This is a genomic window from Aurantiacibacter odishensis (assembly GCF_003605195.1).
GTDB lineage: Bacteria > Pseudomonadota > Alphaproteobacteria > Sphingomonadales > Sphingomonadaceae > Alteraurantiacibacter > Alteraurantiacibacter odishensis.
Map to the genome: position 1 here is coordinate 169,785 of NZ_QYOS01000019.1, position 14,052 is coordinate 183,836.

14 protein-coding genes are annotated in these 14,052 nt (G+C 64.9%); 4 read left to right on the forward strand and 10 right to left on the reverse strand.

Annotated features, from left to right (window positions below):
• Positions 1-17: 17 nt before the first annotated feature.
• Both D4Q51_RS02940 and D4Q51_RS02945 read right to left on the reverse strand, forming a co-directional pair.
• Positions 18-959, reverse strand: coding sequence for a glycine zipper 2TM domain-containing protein (locus D4Q51_RS02940; RefSeq protein WP_240624533.1), 942 nt, complete (start codon positions 957-959; stop codon positions 18-20).
• Between the two features lie 113 nt (positions 960-1,072).
• Positions 1,073-1,555, reverse strand: coding sequence for a GAF domain-containing protein (locus D4Q51_RS02945; protein ID WP_120076251.1), 483 nt, complete (start codon positions 1,553-1,555; stop codon positions 1,073-1,075).
• 63 nt (positions 1,556-1,618) lie between these two features.
• On the opposite strand from D4Q51_RS02945, the gene D4Q51_RS02950 reads away from it, so the two are divergent.
• The gene (locus tag D4Q51_RS02950; protein WP_120076252.1) at positions 1,619-3,082 is read left to right on the forward strand and encodes a PQQ-dependent sugar dehydrogenase; all 1,464 of its coding nucleotides are present in this window, start codon (positions 1,619-1,621) and stop codon (positions 3,080-3,082) included.
• An 8-nt stretch (positions 3,083-3,090) separates the two neighbouring features.
• Here D4Q51_RS02950 and D4Q51_RS02955 read toward each other — a convergent pair whose 3' ends face one another.
• Positions 3,091-3,918 (reverse strand): ATP-binding protein, encoded by an 828-nt coding sequence (locus D4Q51_RS02955; protein WP_120076253.1) that lies wholly within the window; start codon positions 3,916-3,918, stop codon positions 3,091-3,093.
• A gap of 26 nt (positions 3,919-3,944) precedes the next feature.
• Between D4Q51_RS02955 and D4Q51_RS02960 the strand changes: the two genes are divergently transcribed.
• Positions 3,945-4,886: an L-threonylcarbamoyladenylate synthase gene (locus D4Q51_RS02960; protein WP_120076254.1), complete on the forward strand. Its 942-nt coding sequence runs from the start codon at positions 3,945-3,947 to the stop codon at positions 4,884-4,886.
• Here D4Q51_RS02960 and D4Q51_RS02965 read toward each other — a convergent pair.
• The 7 genes from D4Q51_RS02965 to D4Q51_RS02995 all read right to left on the reverse strand — a co-directional run bounded on the left by D4Q51_RS02965 (position 4,883) and on the right by D4Q51_RS02995 (position 11,259).
• Positions 4,883-5,215 carry a hypothetical protein gene (locus D4Q51_RS02965; protein ID WP_120076255.1) on the reverse strand — a complete coding sequence of 111 codons (333 nt, stop codon included), beginning with the start codon at positions 5,213-5,215 and terminating at the stop codon, positions 4,883-4,885. The genes D4Q51_RS02960 and D4Q51_RS02965 overlap by 4 nt on opposite strands.
• 80 nt (positions 5,216-5,295) lie before the next feature.
• On the reverse strand, positions 5,296-6,057 hold the full coding sequence (locus tag D4Q51_RS02970; RefSeq protein ID WP_120076316.1) for a head GIN domain-containing protein: 762 nt from the start codon (positions 6,055-6,057) through the stop codon (positions 5,296-5,298).
• 186 nt (positions 6,058-6,243) lie between these two features.
• The gene (locus D4Q51_RS02975; RefSeq protein ID WP_119586336.1) at positions 6,244-6,777 is read right to left on the reverse strand and encodes a CarD family transcriptional regulator; all 534 of its coding nucleotides are present in this window, start codon (positions 6,775-6,777) and stop codon (positions 6,244-6,246) included.
• A gap of 213 nt (positions 6,778-6,990) precedes the next feature.
• Positions 6,991-7,815: a YihY/virulence factor BrkB family protein gene (locus tag D4Q51_RS02980; protein WP_120076256.1), complete on the reverse strand. Its 825-nt coding sequence runs from the start codon at positions 7,813-7,815 to the stop codon at positions 6,991-6,993.
• Between the two features lie 59 nt (positions 7,816-7,874).
• Positions 7,875-8,213, reverse strand: a complete 339-nt coding sequence (fdxA, locus tag D4Q51_RS02985; protein WP_120076257.1) for a ferredoxin FdxA — start codon at positions 8,211-8,213, stop codon at positions 7,875-7,877.
• On the reverse strand, positions 8,210-8,533 hold the full coding sequence (locus tag D4Q51_RS02990) for a S4 domain-containing protein (protein WP_120076258.1): 324 nt from the start codon (positions 8,531-8,533) through the stop codon (positions 8,210-8,212). The genes fdxA and D4Q51_RS02990 overlap by 4 nt, the downstream gene beginning before the upstream one ends.
• Complete coding sequence (locus D4Q51_RS02995; protein WP_120076259.1) at positions 8,533-11,259, reverse strand: helicase-related protein; 2,727 nt, start codon at positions 11,257-11,259, stop codon at positions 8,533-8,535. The genes D4Q51_RS02990 and D4Q51_RS02995 overlap by 1 nt, the downstream gene beginning before the upstream one ends.
• A gap of 123 nt (positions 11,260-11,382) precedes the next feature.
• Here D4Q51_RS02995 and D4Q51_RS03000 point away from each other — a divergent pair, with 123 nt between their 5' ends.
• Together D4Q51_RS03000 and hemB are read left to right on the forward strand one after the other, a co-directional pair.
• On the forward strand, positions 11,383-12,999 hold the full coding sequence (locus D4Q51_RS03000; RefSeq protein ID WP_240624534.1) for a M23 family metallopeptidase: 1,617 nt from the start codon (positions 11,383-11,385) through the stop codon (positions 12,997-12,999).
• Between the two features lie 56 nt (positions 13,000-13,055).
• A complete protein-coding gene (hemB, locus tag D4Q51_RS03005) occupies positions 13,056-14,051 on the forward strand; it encodes a porphobilinogen synthase (protein ID WP_120076317.1) in 996 nt (331 codons plus the stop codon).
• Position 14,052: the final 1 nt, after the last annotated feature.

A 14,052-nucleotide genomic window follows, 5' to 3' on the forward strand; every position in this document is an offset into this window, starting at 1 on the left:
TGCGGCGCAACTTTTACCTATTCGACGGATTGAATGCTTTCGTCCGGCTGCGCTGGTACAAAGTCCTCTACCCCGACCCATTCTTCCCGCAATGTCGTGGTGCATTCCGGCCCGTGCCGGTGGCCGTGCTGGCCATGGCGAGGCCCCGTCGCAACTGACTGGATCAGAATCGAAGGCTGGCCGTAGGACATCTGTTCGTGAAAACCTGCGCCACCGCCCATCTCGTAGCGGCGCAGGTAAGCCTCGCAATAGCGCGCGGCGTATAGTTCGTTGGCGTAGGCCTCTCGCACCCCATCCTCGTCGCCGTCACCTTTGATCAGCGAGCCTATCACCGCTCCTGCAATGCCACCCACACCGGCGCCGATCAGTGTTCCTGCCAAGCGATCGCCGTCGGCAATCCGGTTGCCCGCGATGCCGCCACCGATGGCACCCAGAAGGCCGCCGATCAGGCCGCCATCGGCATTGTCACGGTAATAATCGTCGTAATCGTAATAGCCCCCGGCGCCAGACATCAGCAGGCGGCAATCGGACAACCAGTCTTCTCGTTCCGACAGGGTGTAACCCAGCCGACCTTCCGGGGAGGCCGAAACGTCATCGTAGCGAAGGCGATGGTGCCCGAGCTCGTAGTCTTTCGCACTCTCGTGCCAGCCAGCGTCGCCCAAGGTCAGGACGCGGCCATCGTCGGCAACGAAGCGCCCCTCGCCGACGAAAATGCCGACGTAGCGGCCTTGCAGAACCTCGCCTTCCGCGGTGGTGAAGGTGCCGTTCCACATGCCGCGCCAAGTGTCGCCATCTTGCCAGCGGCCCGACCATTCCCCGTCGTAGCTACCACCCGCCTGGACGATATCGACTTCGCCATTGCTGGGGTCATCCTCTTGCGCGGCGACCGGCGCTCCAGGGGCCAGCAGCGCGGCAGCGGAAATCAGCCCAGAAACAAGCAGGATTTTGTAATTCGACATTGCGCGGTCATCCCCTCATGCGGAATCGGGCTGCTTGCCCGGTGAACCCCGCATTTATTGTCGTATTCCGCACAGATCCTAGGGGTACGGCGACGCTGTCCCGTTAAGGAGCATCACACCCTGTCCGACAGCATTGCTGCCAGTGCTTCGATGCCCGCTTGGTCCTCTGCATCGAAACGGGCGAGGTCGGGGCTGTCGAGATCGATCACGCCGATGACTGTGCCGTCGCGCATGATCGGCACGACCAGTTCCGAACGGCTCAGCGCGTCGCAGGCGATGTGGCCGGGAAAGGCGTGAACGTCTTCCACCCGCTGTGTCTCGCCGCTTTTGGCAGCCGCGCCGCAGACGCCTACGCCAAGCGGGATACGGATGCAGGCAGGCCGCCCTGCGAATGGGCCAAGCACCAGTTCGCCATCCACCATGCGATAGAAGCCGGTCCAGTTGCAGTCCGGCAGGAACTCGGCCAGCAGCGCGGCGACATTGGCCATGTTGGCAACGCCGTCGCTCTCGCCGCTTGTCAGGGCGTCGGCGGCGGCCAGCAGGTCTTTGTACAAGTCGGCCTTCGGGGCCGCGGGATCGGGTGTGAAATCGAACATGGGGCCGCTGATAGCGGGCAAAGAGATTGCCGCAAAGCCATGCCTCGCCTAATCCTGTGCGCCATGAGCACTTTCAAGAAGATCCTGATCGCAATCCTGGTCCTGCTGCTGATTGCGGGGGGCATTGTCTGGTACCTGCTACAGGGCGACCCTGCGCAGTATTCGCTGGAGGAAACCACCGGCACCGATCCCATCCTGGCCGAGCCCGATCCGCAGACGGTGCCCACGGTGGAGATTGCATCGCCGATCGGCTGGCCAGACGATGCTGCGCCCACGCCGGCCGAGGGTCTAGCCGTCAATCGTTTCGCCGAGGGGCTGGACCACCCCCGCGTCGTCTACGCCATGCCCAACGGCGACGTGCTGGTGACGCTGACCCGCGCGCCCGAAACCGAAGTGACCGGTGGCTGGCTGACGAATTTCGTCGCCGGTATCCTCTTCAGCGAAGCGGGCTCTGCCGGACCTTCGCCGAATCAGCTGGTGCTGCTGCGCGATACCGATGGCGACGGCGTTTCCGACGAGCGCCACGTGCTGCGCGAGGAAGACCTCGATTCGCCGTCCGGCATCGCCTGGGGCGACGGCAAGCTATACATCGCCAACCACGATGAACTGCTCAGCTTCGATTACGAAGAGGGTGCCAATGCCGTGACCGGGAAGCCGGAAAAGCTGGCGGACCTGCCGCCTGCCGGCAATCACTGGATGCGCAACATCATCCTCTCGCCCGATGGCGAGCGGCTCTATATCGCCGTGGGTTCCGCATCGAACATTGCCGAAGGCGGCCTGGAAATCGAGGAAGGCCGTGCCGCCATTCACGAATTGGACCTGGAAACGGGGTCTGCTCGCCTGTTCGGCGCGGGGCTGCGCAATCCCAACGGCATGGCCTTCAACCCGTGGACCGGCGAATTATGGACCACGGTGAACGAGCGCGACATGCTGGGGTCGGACCTGGTGCCCGATTACCTCTCCAACGTGCCCATCGGCGTGCATTACGGCTGGCCCTGGTTCTACTACGGCGACACCGAGGATACACGGGTGAAGGGCCGCTTCGGCATAAACCCCGATTACGTTCGTGTGCCCCGCTACGCGCTGGGCGCCCACGTCGCCGCGCTAGGCCTCGTCTTTACCGAGGAAGGCACCACCATGGGCGCCGGTTACGGGCAGGGCGCGTTCATCGCGCGGCACGGCTCCTGGAACCGCCTGCCGCCTGCCGGCTATGACGTGGTTTTCGTGGAGTTCGACGATCGCGGCAATCCCGTCGGCGAACCGCGCACCGTGCTCGAGCCGTTCCTTGCGGGTAAGGGCGACACCTATGGCCGCCCGACCTGGGTGGAATGGGACAGCACCGGCGCGCTGCTGGTGAGCGACGATACCGCCGGTATCATCTGGCGCGTCACTGCTCCGGGAGCGCAGGGCGCTGCCGCTATCGAGCGGGTCCAGAGCGAAAGGCTGCCGCCGCGCCGCCGCCTGACCGACGATCCGGCCCGCGCATTCGAGGAAGGTGCGCTGGGGCCCGGCGACATCGGGATGTAACCAGCACGTCAGCCGAGCGGCTTGCCCGCCCGGCCCGCGAGTTCGGTAATGAAGTGCCAGGCGATGCGACCCGATCGCGCGCCGCGCCGCTTGGCCCATTCCAGCGCTTCCGCCTCGTCGAGGTCAAGCGCGTACTGCTTTGCATAGCCGCGCACGATATCGAGGTATTCGTCCTGGCTGGCGTTGTGGAAGCCCAGCGACAGGCCGAACCTGTCTGCCAGCGCGAGATTGTCGTCCACCGCGTCACGCGGATTGATGGGATCGTCCTGCTCGCTGCCGTGACGCGGCAGGATTGCGCGGCGGTTCGACGTGACGGCAAGACGCACGTTGGCGGGCCGGGCCTCGACCCCGCCATCCAGCCAGCTTCGCAAGTGTCGCGGCGTGGCCGAATCACCCTCGGCAAAACCGAGATCGTCGATGAAGACGAGGAAGTTGCGCTCTACCTGCGAAAGCTGCGTGAACAGCGCAGGCAGGGTGGCCACGGCATCGGTCGCCACCTGCACCAGAGCGATTGCGCCGCCGGTCTCCTGCGCTGCGGCCACGCTGGCGCGCAGCAGGGCGGACTTACCCATGCCGCGTGCGCCCCACAGCAGCATGTCGTGTGCCGGATTACCCTTCGCCAGCCGGGCGACATTGCCGGTGACAGCGCGCTTTTGCTTGTCGATCCCGCGCAGAAGGTCGAGCGAAGGCGCCTCGATTCGCCCGATGCCGCGTGCGCCCTTCGCGTCCCAGCCATACGCCGGATGCGCCCGCCAATCCGTAGCGGCGCGGCTATCGGGCGCCAGCTTTTCCAGCGCGGCAGCGATGCGGGCGAGGAGTTCGGCTTGGTCTTCCATTACATTCGTCACTATAGGCGAGGGCGATGAGCGGCAAGCAGACCCTGATTACGCCCGACGATGCGGGTTTTGCCCGCGCTGCGCTAATCCTGCGCGACGGCGGATTGGTCGGCATGCCGACGGAGACGGTTTACGGCCTTGCGGCGCGCGCCGACAGCGCCGAAGCCGTCGCCCGGATCTATCGCACCAAGGGCAGGCCCGATTTCAATCCGCTGATCGTTCATGTCGCTTCGCTGGAGCAGGCGCGCGAGCTTGCGGTGTTCGATGAGGCGGCGGAGAAACTCGCAGCGCGTTTCTGGCCGGGTCCTCTCACCCTGGTGCTTCCGCTCCGCAGCGGCGCGGGGATAACCCCTGCGGTAACGGCGGGCCTCGGCACTATTGCCTTGCGCCAGCCGGGCCATCCGCTTGCGGCGCGCCTGCTGGCGGAAACCGGCCTGCCGCTTGCCGCGCCTTCGGCCAATCGCAGCAATGCGGTCAGCCCGACACGTCCGGAGCACGTGCTGAACTCGTTCGGTGACGTAGCGCCCCCAGTGATCGACGGGGGTGCCTGCGAAGCGGGTCTGGAATCCACCATCGTCGCGCTCGATCACGACGGCGGCTGGCGGTTGCTGCGGCCCGGACCGGTCACAGCGGAGGACGTGGCGTGGCTGCTGGGGCCGGAAGCGAAGTCGCGCGGCGCAACTATCGAGGCACCCGGCCAACTCGCGAAGCATTACTCGCCCGGAAAGCCCGTGCTGCTGGAGCAGTCGGCGCCCGATGAAGCGGCGTTCGTGATCGGGTTCGGCGATGTGCCGGGCGATGTGAACCTCTCGCCCTCAGGCGATCTGGCGGAGGCTGCAGCGCTCCTTTACGCGGCGCTCCATGCCGGGGCTGCCTCCGACAAGCCGGTTATCGCGGTGGCTCCGATCCCGACGCAGGGCATGGGCCGGGCCATCAACGATCGCCTGCAAAGGGCGGCGGCGCGTTAATCCCGCTCAGGTTCGACAGGGACCATCGGCCGCAGGGCCTCTATCTCCCGGCGCGTGGCCACGGCCTCGCGGCAGGCCTCGTCGTCGCCATCGAGGCAATCGTCTTCCAGCTCCGCCAGGTCTTCGTGCAACTCGCCAAGCCGTTCCTCGCGGCGGCGTATTTCGCGTCCGCGCTCCCTGTCGGCTTCGTCCTGGCTGGTGGTAGCCCAATCGACGACTTGCGAACCGGCCCGCACCGGCGCCGTCACGACGTCAAACGCCGTCCTCGCGACGCAGCCTGACAGGATAAGCGCCGCGGTGGGAAGGAAGATCAGCGCTCTGGCGTACATTTGCGGGTCCAACGTTGAGGTGCTTCCCCCACCATGGACCCGCTCCAATGTGCTGGCAATTAACGACGGAAGCCGGTTCGTCAGGCTTCCTCTTCGGTAGCCTCCACCATCGGCTCCTCGCAGACGAGGTCGCCCGAACCGACCGTGTTCACCTCGCAGCTGGCAGAGCCAAGCACGCGCACGTTGCCGGAGCCTACGATGGATGCTTCCACACTGCCGTTGGAGGCAAAGGTCGCATCGCCCGATCCCGCAACGGTGACTTCCGCGCGCTCCGCTTCGAGGCCCTGCATCTCGGCGCTGCCGCTGCCGGCGACGGTGAGTTCCAGCCGCTCGGCAGTGCCGCTCGCCGCAACCGTGCCGCTGCCGGCAACGGTCACTTCCATGCGCTCTGCTGCGATCCCGCTGGCGGTGATTGTGCCCGAACCCGCCATGGTGATTTCCGCGGCGGTGGCCACCGCGTCGACGGTCATGGAACCGGAACCTGCCATGACCAATGATTCCGGTGCGGGCATCGTCACGTTGATGGTGGCCACGTCGCCTTCGGACCAATCGCCCTCAGCGCGGTGGATTGCCAGCGAATCCTCATCCAGCGCGAACCGCATCCGCTCTCGCGCCTCGGTGCTGCCTTCGACGTCGATCGTGAACGCGTCACCCGTGGTCACGATCACGCTATCGGGCGATGCCAGCACCAGTGCGGGCGGCGCCTCTCCGCTCAGGTCCAGCTCGGACAGAGGCACGCCTTCGTTGTCACCGAACTGCACGTCCACATTGTCGCATCCCGACAGTCCTACCGCCGCCACCAGCGTCACGACCGGCGCGATCTTGCCGAGTATCTTCCGCATCCGCATTCCCAACTCCTGTTTCCAACGCGTGTTACAGGTGCAATACAGCAACGCAGGCATTTTCGCAAAGCCGCTGGTCGAGCGAACTCGATGGCTTGCAGAGCAGGCAGCAAAAAGGGCCGCCCGCGCGATGCGGACGGCCCCTTGCTGTTCCCTGCGGGACCCTTGCAGGCCCCCACGGTATACTTACGCGTCTTCGGTGTTCTCGTAGTACTGCGGAGCATGTTCCTTCAGCACGTCGAGGATTTTGGTCAGCGCGGTCGGTTCGTCGGTCTTTTCCATCGCGGCCAGTTCGCGGGCGAGACGGCTGGACGCAGCCTCGAAAATCTGGCGTTCGGAATAGGACTGTTCCGGCTGGTCTTCCGGGCGGAACAGGTCGCGCGTCACTTCGGCGATCGAAACGAGGTCGCCGGAGTTGATCTTGGCTTCGTATTCCTGGGCGCGGCGGCTCCACATGGTGCGCTTCACCTTGGGCTTGCCTTTCAGCGTTTCCATCGCTTCCTTCAGCGTCTTGTCGCTGGAGAGCTTGCGCATACCGATGGATTCCACCTTATTGGTGGGAACGCGCAGCGTCATGCGCTCTTTTTCGAACCGGAGAACGTAGAGTTCGAGCTGCATGCCGGCGATTTCCTCGCTCTGCAGTTCGATGACACGGCCCACGCCGTGCTTGGGGTAAACAACATAATCGCCTACATCGAAGGCGGGCGCATTCGCAGCCATGGACATTCCTTTCTTTGGCAGGGACCGCAGCGAAAAAGCTCTCCACGCCGCAAAGCGAAGCGGCGTCTCAAGAAGAACCATTCCTGTAGCTAAAAGCGGGGACCTGCCTTCCTATCCGCCTGCATATCCGTAAAGAACCATGCAGTTGTCCTATTATATAGCAGATTCGAAGGCTAATTGCGAGTCTTGCAATTGGCCCGCACTGACTTCGGCTCAAACGGTGTCGTCCTGAACGCCGACTGCCGCAATTTCCGCGCCCAGCAGAAGGACATAGGCGGAAAGCCACAGCCAGGTCAGCAATACGATCACGGCGCCGAGCGAGCCATAAGTGGCGTTGTAGCTGCCGAAATTCGCCACGTAGAACCCGAAAGCGAGGGTAAGCACGACGAGGCCGATGCTGGCAAAAACCGCCCCCGGAAGTACCTCGCGAAAGCTGGGCGAGACACTGTTCGGCACGCGGCGGTAGAGCAGCGCGGCGCCGAGTATCCCCAGCACGCCCAGCACACCGTAACCCAGCGCCTTTACCGCGAATTGGCCAGCGCCCGACAGGTCGGGAACGATCTCCGCAAGCGAAGCTGTGGCTGTGAGAATGACGATCACGATACCCATGCCGAGGATGGCCCCGACGGTGATCGCCAGGGCGAGGGCGTTACCGCGCAGGAAGCCGCGCTGTTCCTCGTCGTTGTAAGCCAGCGAGATCGCGGTGATGAGAGCACCCGCCCCGTTGCGCGCTCCGAAGAGGGCAACCGCAAGCGCGACCAGGAGGCCGAGCCCCTTGGCGGTTCCCGACGTTTCCACCATCGATTCAAGCTGCCCGCCGATCAGTTCCGCGGCCGACTGCGGCAATTCCTGCGCCAGGCTGGAAATGTGCGAGGCCACCATCGCCGGGTCCGCGAACAGGCCATAGCTGAGCACGATTGCGCCCAACAGCGGTACCATGGCGAGAAAGGCGTAATAGGCCACGCCCGCCGCGAGAATGGGAATGTTATCCTCGCCCGCGGCGGCGAAAGCGCGTTTCAGTCTATCGATGATGCCCATGTCCCGCCAACGCAGCGGGCGGGATATGGTTCAAAATACCTGCCTCGTAGGATGGGCGATCAGTCGCCTTCGCCGGGCTCTTCGGAGAAATACTTCTCGAACTTGCCGTCTTCGCCCTTGTGCTCGTCTGCGTCGGCGGGCGGATCCTTTTTCTCCGTGATATTCGGCCATTCGGCGGAGAACTTGGTGTTGACCTCAAGCCACTTTTCCAGGCCGCCTTCGGTGTCGGGCAGGATGGCTTCGGCCGGGCATTCAGGCTCGCACACGCCGCAGTCGATGCATTCGGAAGGGTTGATGACGAGCATGTTCTCGCCTTCGTAGAAACAGTCCACCGGGCAGACTTCGACACAGTCTGTGTACTTGCACTTGATGCAGGCGTCGGTGACGACATAGGTCATGGTAGCGATTGTCCTTCATGTTCGGCCGGTCGTGGCCGCGTTTGCGCCCCTGCTATGGCGATAGGAGGGTGAGCGTCAAGCTTGCGATAGCAGGATTGCGCTTCCGCTGGCGGACCGCGACGCTCTGGTAAAGCAAGGATTTCTATCACCTGCACATGGCGGCCAAGGGGAAGAGTGAGAACGTCGCCCTCCGCCACGGCATGCTGGGCGCGCGAAATCCGCACGCGGTTGCAGCGTATGTGCCCTTCCTCGATCCAGCGTTGCGCAATCGAGCGGCTCTTCGAGAAGCGTAGCCGCACGAGGAGCAGGTCGAGCCGCATCAGCCCTTCTTGAGCAGGTCCGCCAAGCCGGCAAATGCCTGTCCGCCGTCACCCTTGGGTTCGGGCCGACGCGGGGGCGGGGCGCCCTTGCGCGGTTTGCCACCGTCTTTACCCCGCCCGCCTGCCTTGCCTTTCCTCTCGGCATCGCCGCGAGGTTTGCGCGGGGCGCCCCTTGCTGGGGCAAAGTCCTTGCGCGGAGCGCGCCAGGTCCAGGGCACGGGGCGGGGCGGGCCGAAGGCGCCCTCGGCAAGTACCACCGGCTGGCCGGGACGGAAGCCTGCGTCCTTCATCAGGCTGCGAAAGCTTTCGGGGGCCAAGCCCATGCTGGTGGCAAGCGCGGTGTCGACCGGGAAGCCCCGCACGTCCTTGCCCTGCGGAGCCTTTGCGCGCTGCTCGTGCGCGGCGCGGAACAGCTTTTCCGCCATGTCGATACGGATCGCCTGCTTGCCCGCGCGGCGATATCCGGCAGGCGGCCTGTCCTCCAGGTCGATGACGGCTTCCATGCCCTCGCGAACGGGGCGCGGGTCCAGTCCCAGCTTCTTCAGGAGGATTCGCGGCGCGGGCTTCAGCAATGCAGGCACGAACACGTCGAGCGAACCGATGCTGACGCCAAGACGGCGAAGGAACGGGCGCTTTTCCTTTGGCACGTGGGCCAGGCCCGCATCCTCGCGGCGCGTGGTGCCGTTACGGTCTGCCAGGGTCAGCAACAGGGCGCGCACTTCGGTCCCAGCTTCGGGGTCGGTCGCCGCGTCTTCCAGCGCTCGCAGCGGAGCGACCGGCGCAAGCTGCTCTTCCAGCCACAGTTCCAGCGCGTCCTGCAGGCGGGCGCGGTGCGCCGGATCGAGTTGGCCCAGTTCCTTCGCCATGACGAGGCGCGGGCGGCTTGGGCTCTTGCCCTTTTCCAACACGGCAACGGGCTGGTCGCCGCGAAGGACCTGTCCGCCAGCGATGCTAAGTTCGCCCAGCTCGTCGGCCACCAGCTTCTGCGCCTTCTGCGCCAGCAGGCTCGCCATATGCTTCTCGGCAGCGGCAAGCATCAGCTTGCGCTCCTCGCTGGAAGCGTCGGCATCGACCACGAAGCGAAAACCTTCGAGGTGGCCGATCGGCTGGTCTTCGACCGTTACTTGGCCATCGTCCTTCAATTCAACGCGCAAAAGACCTGCATCCTTTCCCATACCCTTCATCAATACCGAGGTTCGCCGATTTACGAAACGTTCCGTCAATTTCTGGTGCAGCGCGTCGGACAGTTTCGCCTCCGCCTGCCGTGCCCGAGCAGCCATTTCGTCGCGCGCCAGCACCCAGTCGGGCCTCTGGCAGATATAGGCCCAGCTGCGAATACCCGAAAGGCGACCCTGCAACGTGTCGATATCGCCCGACGTGTTGCCAAGCTCGGAAATCCGCGCAGCCACGAAGTCTGCGCCGATATGTCCGTTTTTCAGGTCGCTCCACAGGCGTGCGACGAAGCGGGCGTGGGCATCGGGTCCTTGCTGGCGGAAATCGGGGAGCTGGCACGCTTCCCAGAAGCGGCGCACGTTGCCCGGCGTCCTGACGTCGTCTGCAATGTCGGGCTGTTCGGCCAGCCGCTTGAGGACGGCAAGGTCAATCGCTTCGGGCGCGGCGGTGAGGCCGTCCTGTATGGGACGCGATTCGAGGTCGCCGATCAGCACGTCGAGATTGTCGAACCGGGGATTGGGCTCGCGCCAGTACAGCTTCGTGATCGGCGCGAAGCGGTGGTTCTCGATCGCGTAGATCTCGTCCTCGGTCAGTTCCAGCGGCGCCCCGCGGCGATTGCCCGAAAGCGTGCCGAAGGTGCCGTCGGTCTGGTGTCGTCCGGCTCGCCCCGCGATCTGCGCCATTTCGGCAGGGGTGAGCCTGCGCTGGCGCACGCCGTCGAATTTAGAGAGCGCGGCAAAGGCGACGTGATGGACATCGAGGTTGAGGCCCATGCCGACGGCATCGGTGGCGACGATGTAATCCACTTCACCGGACTGGAACAATTCGACCTGTCGGTTTCGCGTTTGCGGTGAAAGTGCGCCCATAACGACAGCCGCTCCACCACGGAAACGTCTGAGAAGCTCGGCCACTTGGTAGACCTGCTCAATCGAGAAGGCGACGATGGCAGTGCGCGGTGGCAGCCGGGAGAGCTTGGCGCTCCCAGCGTAGGAGAGCGTGGAGAAGCGGGGTCGTTCCTCGATCTCGATACCCGGCAGAAGTTTGCGCGCCAGGGGCTCCAGCGTGGCGGAGCCGAGCAGCATCGTTTCTTCCCGGCCGCGTGCATTCAGCAGCCTGTCTGTGAAGATGTGCCCGCGTTCGCGGTCCGCGCCCAACTGCGCCTCGTCCAGCGCCACGAAGGCGTGTCCGCCGCCGTTGCGGGGCATGGCCTCTGCCGTGCACATGAAATAGCGCGCATTCGGCGGCTCGATCCGCTCCTCGCCCGTGATCAGCGCGCATTCGGTCTCGCCCTTGAGGCGGCAGACCTTGTCGTAGACCTCGCGCGCCAGCAACCGCAGCGGGAAACCGATCGCGCCGCTGGAATGGCCGCACATGCGTTCGATCGCGAGGTGGGTCTTGCCGGTATTGGTCGGGCCAAGAACGGCGCGAATCCGGCTGTCGGTGCGTGGCCTATTCACAGTGCCTCTGACATGGCCTTTCCCCCGTCTTGGCGCAACCGATGCGCCCGGCTTACCCCCGTCATCACGGTTCGGCGCTGAGGAGACTCGACTCATCGCCGTTAAGTGGAAATTTACTTTATTGCGGCACGCTTTCGGACAATTACAGCGGCTTGAAGTCAGGCCCGGCATGCCCTTGGACAAGGCATGCCCTTTTCGCGGCCATCGAAGGAGGGCGCGTTGTTTACCGAACGCGGCAGTGAAGGACAGGGATCGACGCCGGGCGACTATCCGCCCGCCGACCTGTCGCTCGCGCATATGGCAGCCGACGGAGCCTCCAGGCCGAAGCGCCTCAAGCGCAAGGCTTCCACCCTTGGTGAAACTTACGGCGACTGGCGCACCGCGCTTTCGGCCAGGCTATCGCGGGCAGACCTCGCTCCCGATCTCGGCAGCGATATCGGTTCGCGCCGCTGGCTCCGCGGCGTCGCCACGCTGGTGGGCCTTTCTGCCATCGCCATTGCCGCATTCCCCGGTTTCTCCGCCGTGGAAGCTGCCCCTGCCATGCGCATCGACGACCGGGTGCGCGACGAATTCCGCAGCCAGATGATTCAGCCTCTCGCGCTGGGCGCAGACAGTGGCCGACGCATGGGTGCGACGCTCGCGGTGCAGCCGCTCGCCAGCGCACCCGAACGCCCAAGCCTCGATCTCGTGGCAACGCTGGCACAAGGCGACGGGTTCGACCGGATGCTCCTGCGCGCCGGCGTGAGCCGTGAGGAAGCGCAACTGATCGCCGAGATGGTGGGTGAGGCAGTTGACCTCGAAAGCATCACGCCCGGCACGCCTGTCGACATCACCCTTGGCCGCCGTATTGCGCCCGATGCGCCGCGCCCTGTCGATGCCCTTTCCTTCCGCGCCCGGTTCGACCTGGAGCTGGCGGTGGAGCGGCGTGGCGGAAAGCTCACACTCGATCCGCGCCCGATCATGGTCGACACCACGCCGCTGCGCATCCGCGCCCGCGTGGGAGACAGCCTTTATCGCTCCGCCCGTGCCGCGGGCGCTCCGCCCAGCGCGGTGCAACAGTTCCTGCGTACAATCGGGCAGGACATGAACGTGAACAGCGACATCGGGGCGAACGATGAATTCGATCTGATCGTCGACTATCGCCGCGCCGCAACCGGCGAGGTGGAAGTGGGCGACCTGCTTTATGCCGCGATCATTCGTGACGACCGTCCCAAAAAGCAGCTGATGCGCTTCGGGCGCGAGGGCAAGTTTTACGATGCGTCGGGCGAAGGCGTACAGCAGGACGGGCTGATTGCGCCGGTGCCGGGCGCGATTTCCTCGCGCTACGGGATGCGTCGTCACCCTATCCTGGGCTACCGCCGGATGCACTCCGGCCTCGATTTCCGCGCCCGCCACGGCACGCCGATCTACGCCGTTACCGACGGCACGGTGAACTTCGCCGGGCGAAACGGCGGCTACGGCAATTTCGTGCGCATCCGCCACGGCGGCAACCTGTCGACCGGTTATGCCCACATGAGCCGCATCGCCGTGCGCAATGGCGAGTCCGTGCGGCGCGGGCAGGTGATCGGTTACGTCGGTTCGACCGGCCTCTCCACCGGGCCGCACCTGCATTACGAGATGTATCGCGGCGGGCAGAAGATCGACCCTGCCAGCGTCCGTTTCGTTACCCGTGCCCAGCTTTCGGGGCAGGAACTGGTGAATTTCCGCGAGCAACTGGTGCGCCTGCAACTGGTGGAGCCCGGCGCTGCGCTGTCCGAACTCGCGCCCGATCCGAGCCGGGTCGAGGAACCGGTGCGCGAGATCGACCGGATCGAAAACCGGCAGAAAGTCGGATAGGCAAGTCGGCTAGGCAATAGATTGCCCGGATGGCGCTTTTCCGGCACAGGAACGTCATGACCCGCAGCTATCCCATTACCCGCCTTCGCCGCTCCCGAGCCAGCAGCTGGAGTCGCGCCATGCACCGCGAGACGGTGTTGACCCCGGCAGACCTGATCTGGCCGCTGTTCGTCACCGATGGGAAAGGCGTTGAGGACCCTATCGCCAGCCTGCCGGGCGTCTCTCGCTGGTCAGTAGACGGGATTGCCAAACGCGCGCAGGAAGCGGTTGAACTCGGCATCCCCTGCGTCGCGCTGTTTCCCCATACGCAGTCCGAATTGCGCAGCGAGAAAGGTGACGAGGCACTCAATCCCGACAACCTGATGTGCCGCGCGATCAAGGCGATCCGCGATGCCTGCGGCGACGACATCGGCATCCTCACCGACGTGGCGCTCGACCCCTACACCACCCACGGACAGGACGGTCTGGTGAACGAGGCGGGCTATGTCGTGAACGACGATACCGTGGCCGTGCTGGTGGACCAGGCCATGAACCAGGCCGAGGCGGGCGCCGACATCATCGCCCCGTCGGACATGATGGATGGACGGGTGCGGGCGATCCGCATGGCGCTGGAGATGGGCGGGCACCATAATGTCCAGATCATGAGCTACGCCGCCAAGTATGCCAGCGCATTCTACGGCCCGTTCCGCGATGCCGTGGGGTCAAGCGGAGTGCTGAAAGGCGACAAAACCACCTACCAGATGGACCCAGCCAACGCCTCCGAAGCGCTGGCCGAAGTCGCGCTCGACATTGCCGAGGGTGCGGACAGCGTAATGGTGAAGCCGGGCCTTGCCTACCTCGACATTATCTGGCGCGTGAAGCAGCGCTTCGAAGTGCCCGTCTTCGCCTATCAGGTGAGCGGCGAATATGCGCTGATCGAGGCTGGCGCGGCGGCTGGCGTTGCCAACCGCGACGCGCTGCTGATGGAAAAGCTCGTCGGCTTCAAGCGGGCGGGCTGCTCGGGCGTGCTGACCTATCACGCCCCTGCTGCGGCCCGCATCCTGAACGGCTGAG

Bases quoted from the DNA above. Each gene is read 5' to 3' on its own strand.
- D4Q51_RS02940 (WP_240624533.1), bottom strand. From the start codon at position 959: ATGTCGAATTACAAAATCCTGCTTGTTTCTGGGCTGATTTCCGCTGCC.
- D4Q51_RS02945 (WP_120076251.1), bottom strand. From the start codon at position 1,555: ATGTTCGATTTCACACCCGATCCCGCGGCCCCGAAGGCCGACTTGTAC.
- D4Q51_RS02950 (WP_120076252.1), top strand. From the start codon at position 1,619: ATGAGCACTTTCAAGAAGATCCTGATCGCAATCCTGGTCCTGCTGCTG.
- D4Q51_RS02955 (WP_120076253.1), bottom strand. From the start codon at position 3,918: ATGGAAGACCAAGCCGAACTCCTCGCCCGCATCGCTGCCGCGCTGGAA.
- D4Q51_RS02960 (WP_120076254.1), top strand. From the start codon at position 3,945: ATGAGCGGCAAGCAGACCCTGATTACGCCCGACGATGCGGGTTTTGCC.
- D4Q51_RS02965 (WP_120076255.1), bottom strand. From the start codon at position 5,215: ATGTACGCCAGAGCGCTGATCTTCCTTCCCACCGCGGCGCTTATCCTG.
- D4Q51_RS02970 (WP_120076316.1), bottom strand. From the start codon at position 6,057: ATGCGGAAGATACTCGGCAAGATCGCGCCGGTCGTGACGCTGGTGGCG.
- D4Q51_RS02975 (WP_119586336.1), bottom strand. From the start codon at position 6,777: ATGGCTGCGAATGCGCCCGCCTTCGATGTAGGCGATTATGTTGTTTAC.
- D4Q51_RS02980 (WP_120076256.1), bottom strand. From the start codon at position 7,815: ATGGGCATCATCGATAGACTGAAACGCGCTTTCGCCGCCGCGGGCGAG.
- fdxA (WP_120076257.1), bottom strand. From the start codon at position 8,213: ATGACCTATGTCGTCACCGACGCCTGCATCAAGTGCAAGTACACAGAC.
- D4Q51_RS02990 (WP_120076258.1), bottom strand. From the start codon at position 8,533: ATGCGGCTCGACCTGCTCCTCGTGCGGCTACGCTTCTCGAAGAGCCGC.
- D4Q51_RS02995 (WP_120076259.1), bottom strand. From the start codon at position 11,259: ATGAGTCGAGTCTCCTCAGCGCCGAACCGTGATGACGGGGGTAAGCCG.
- hemB (WP_120076317.1), top strand. From the start codon at position 13,056: ATGACCCGCAGCTATCCCATTACCCGCCTTCGCCGCTCCCGAGCCAGC.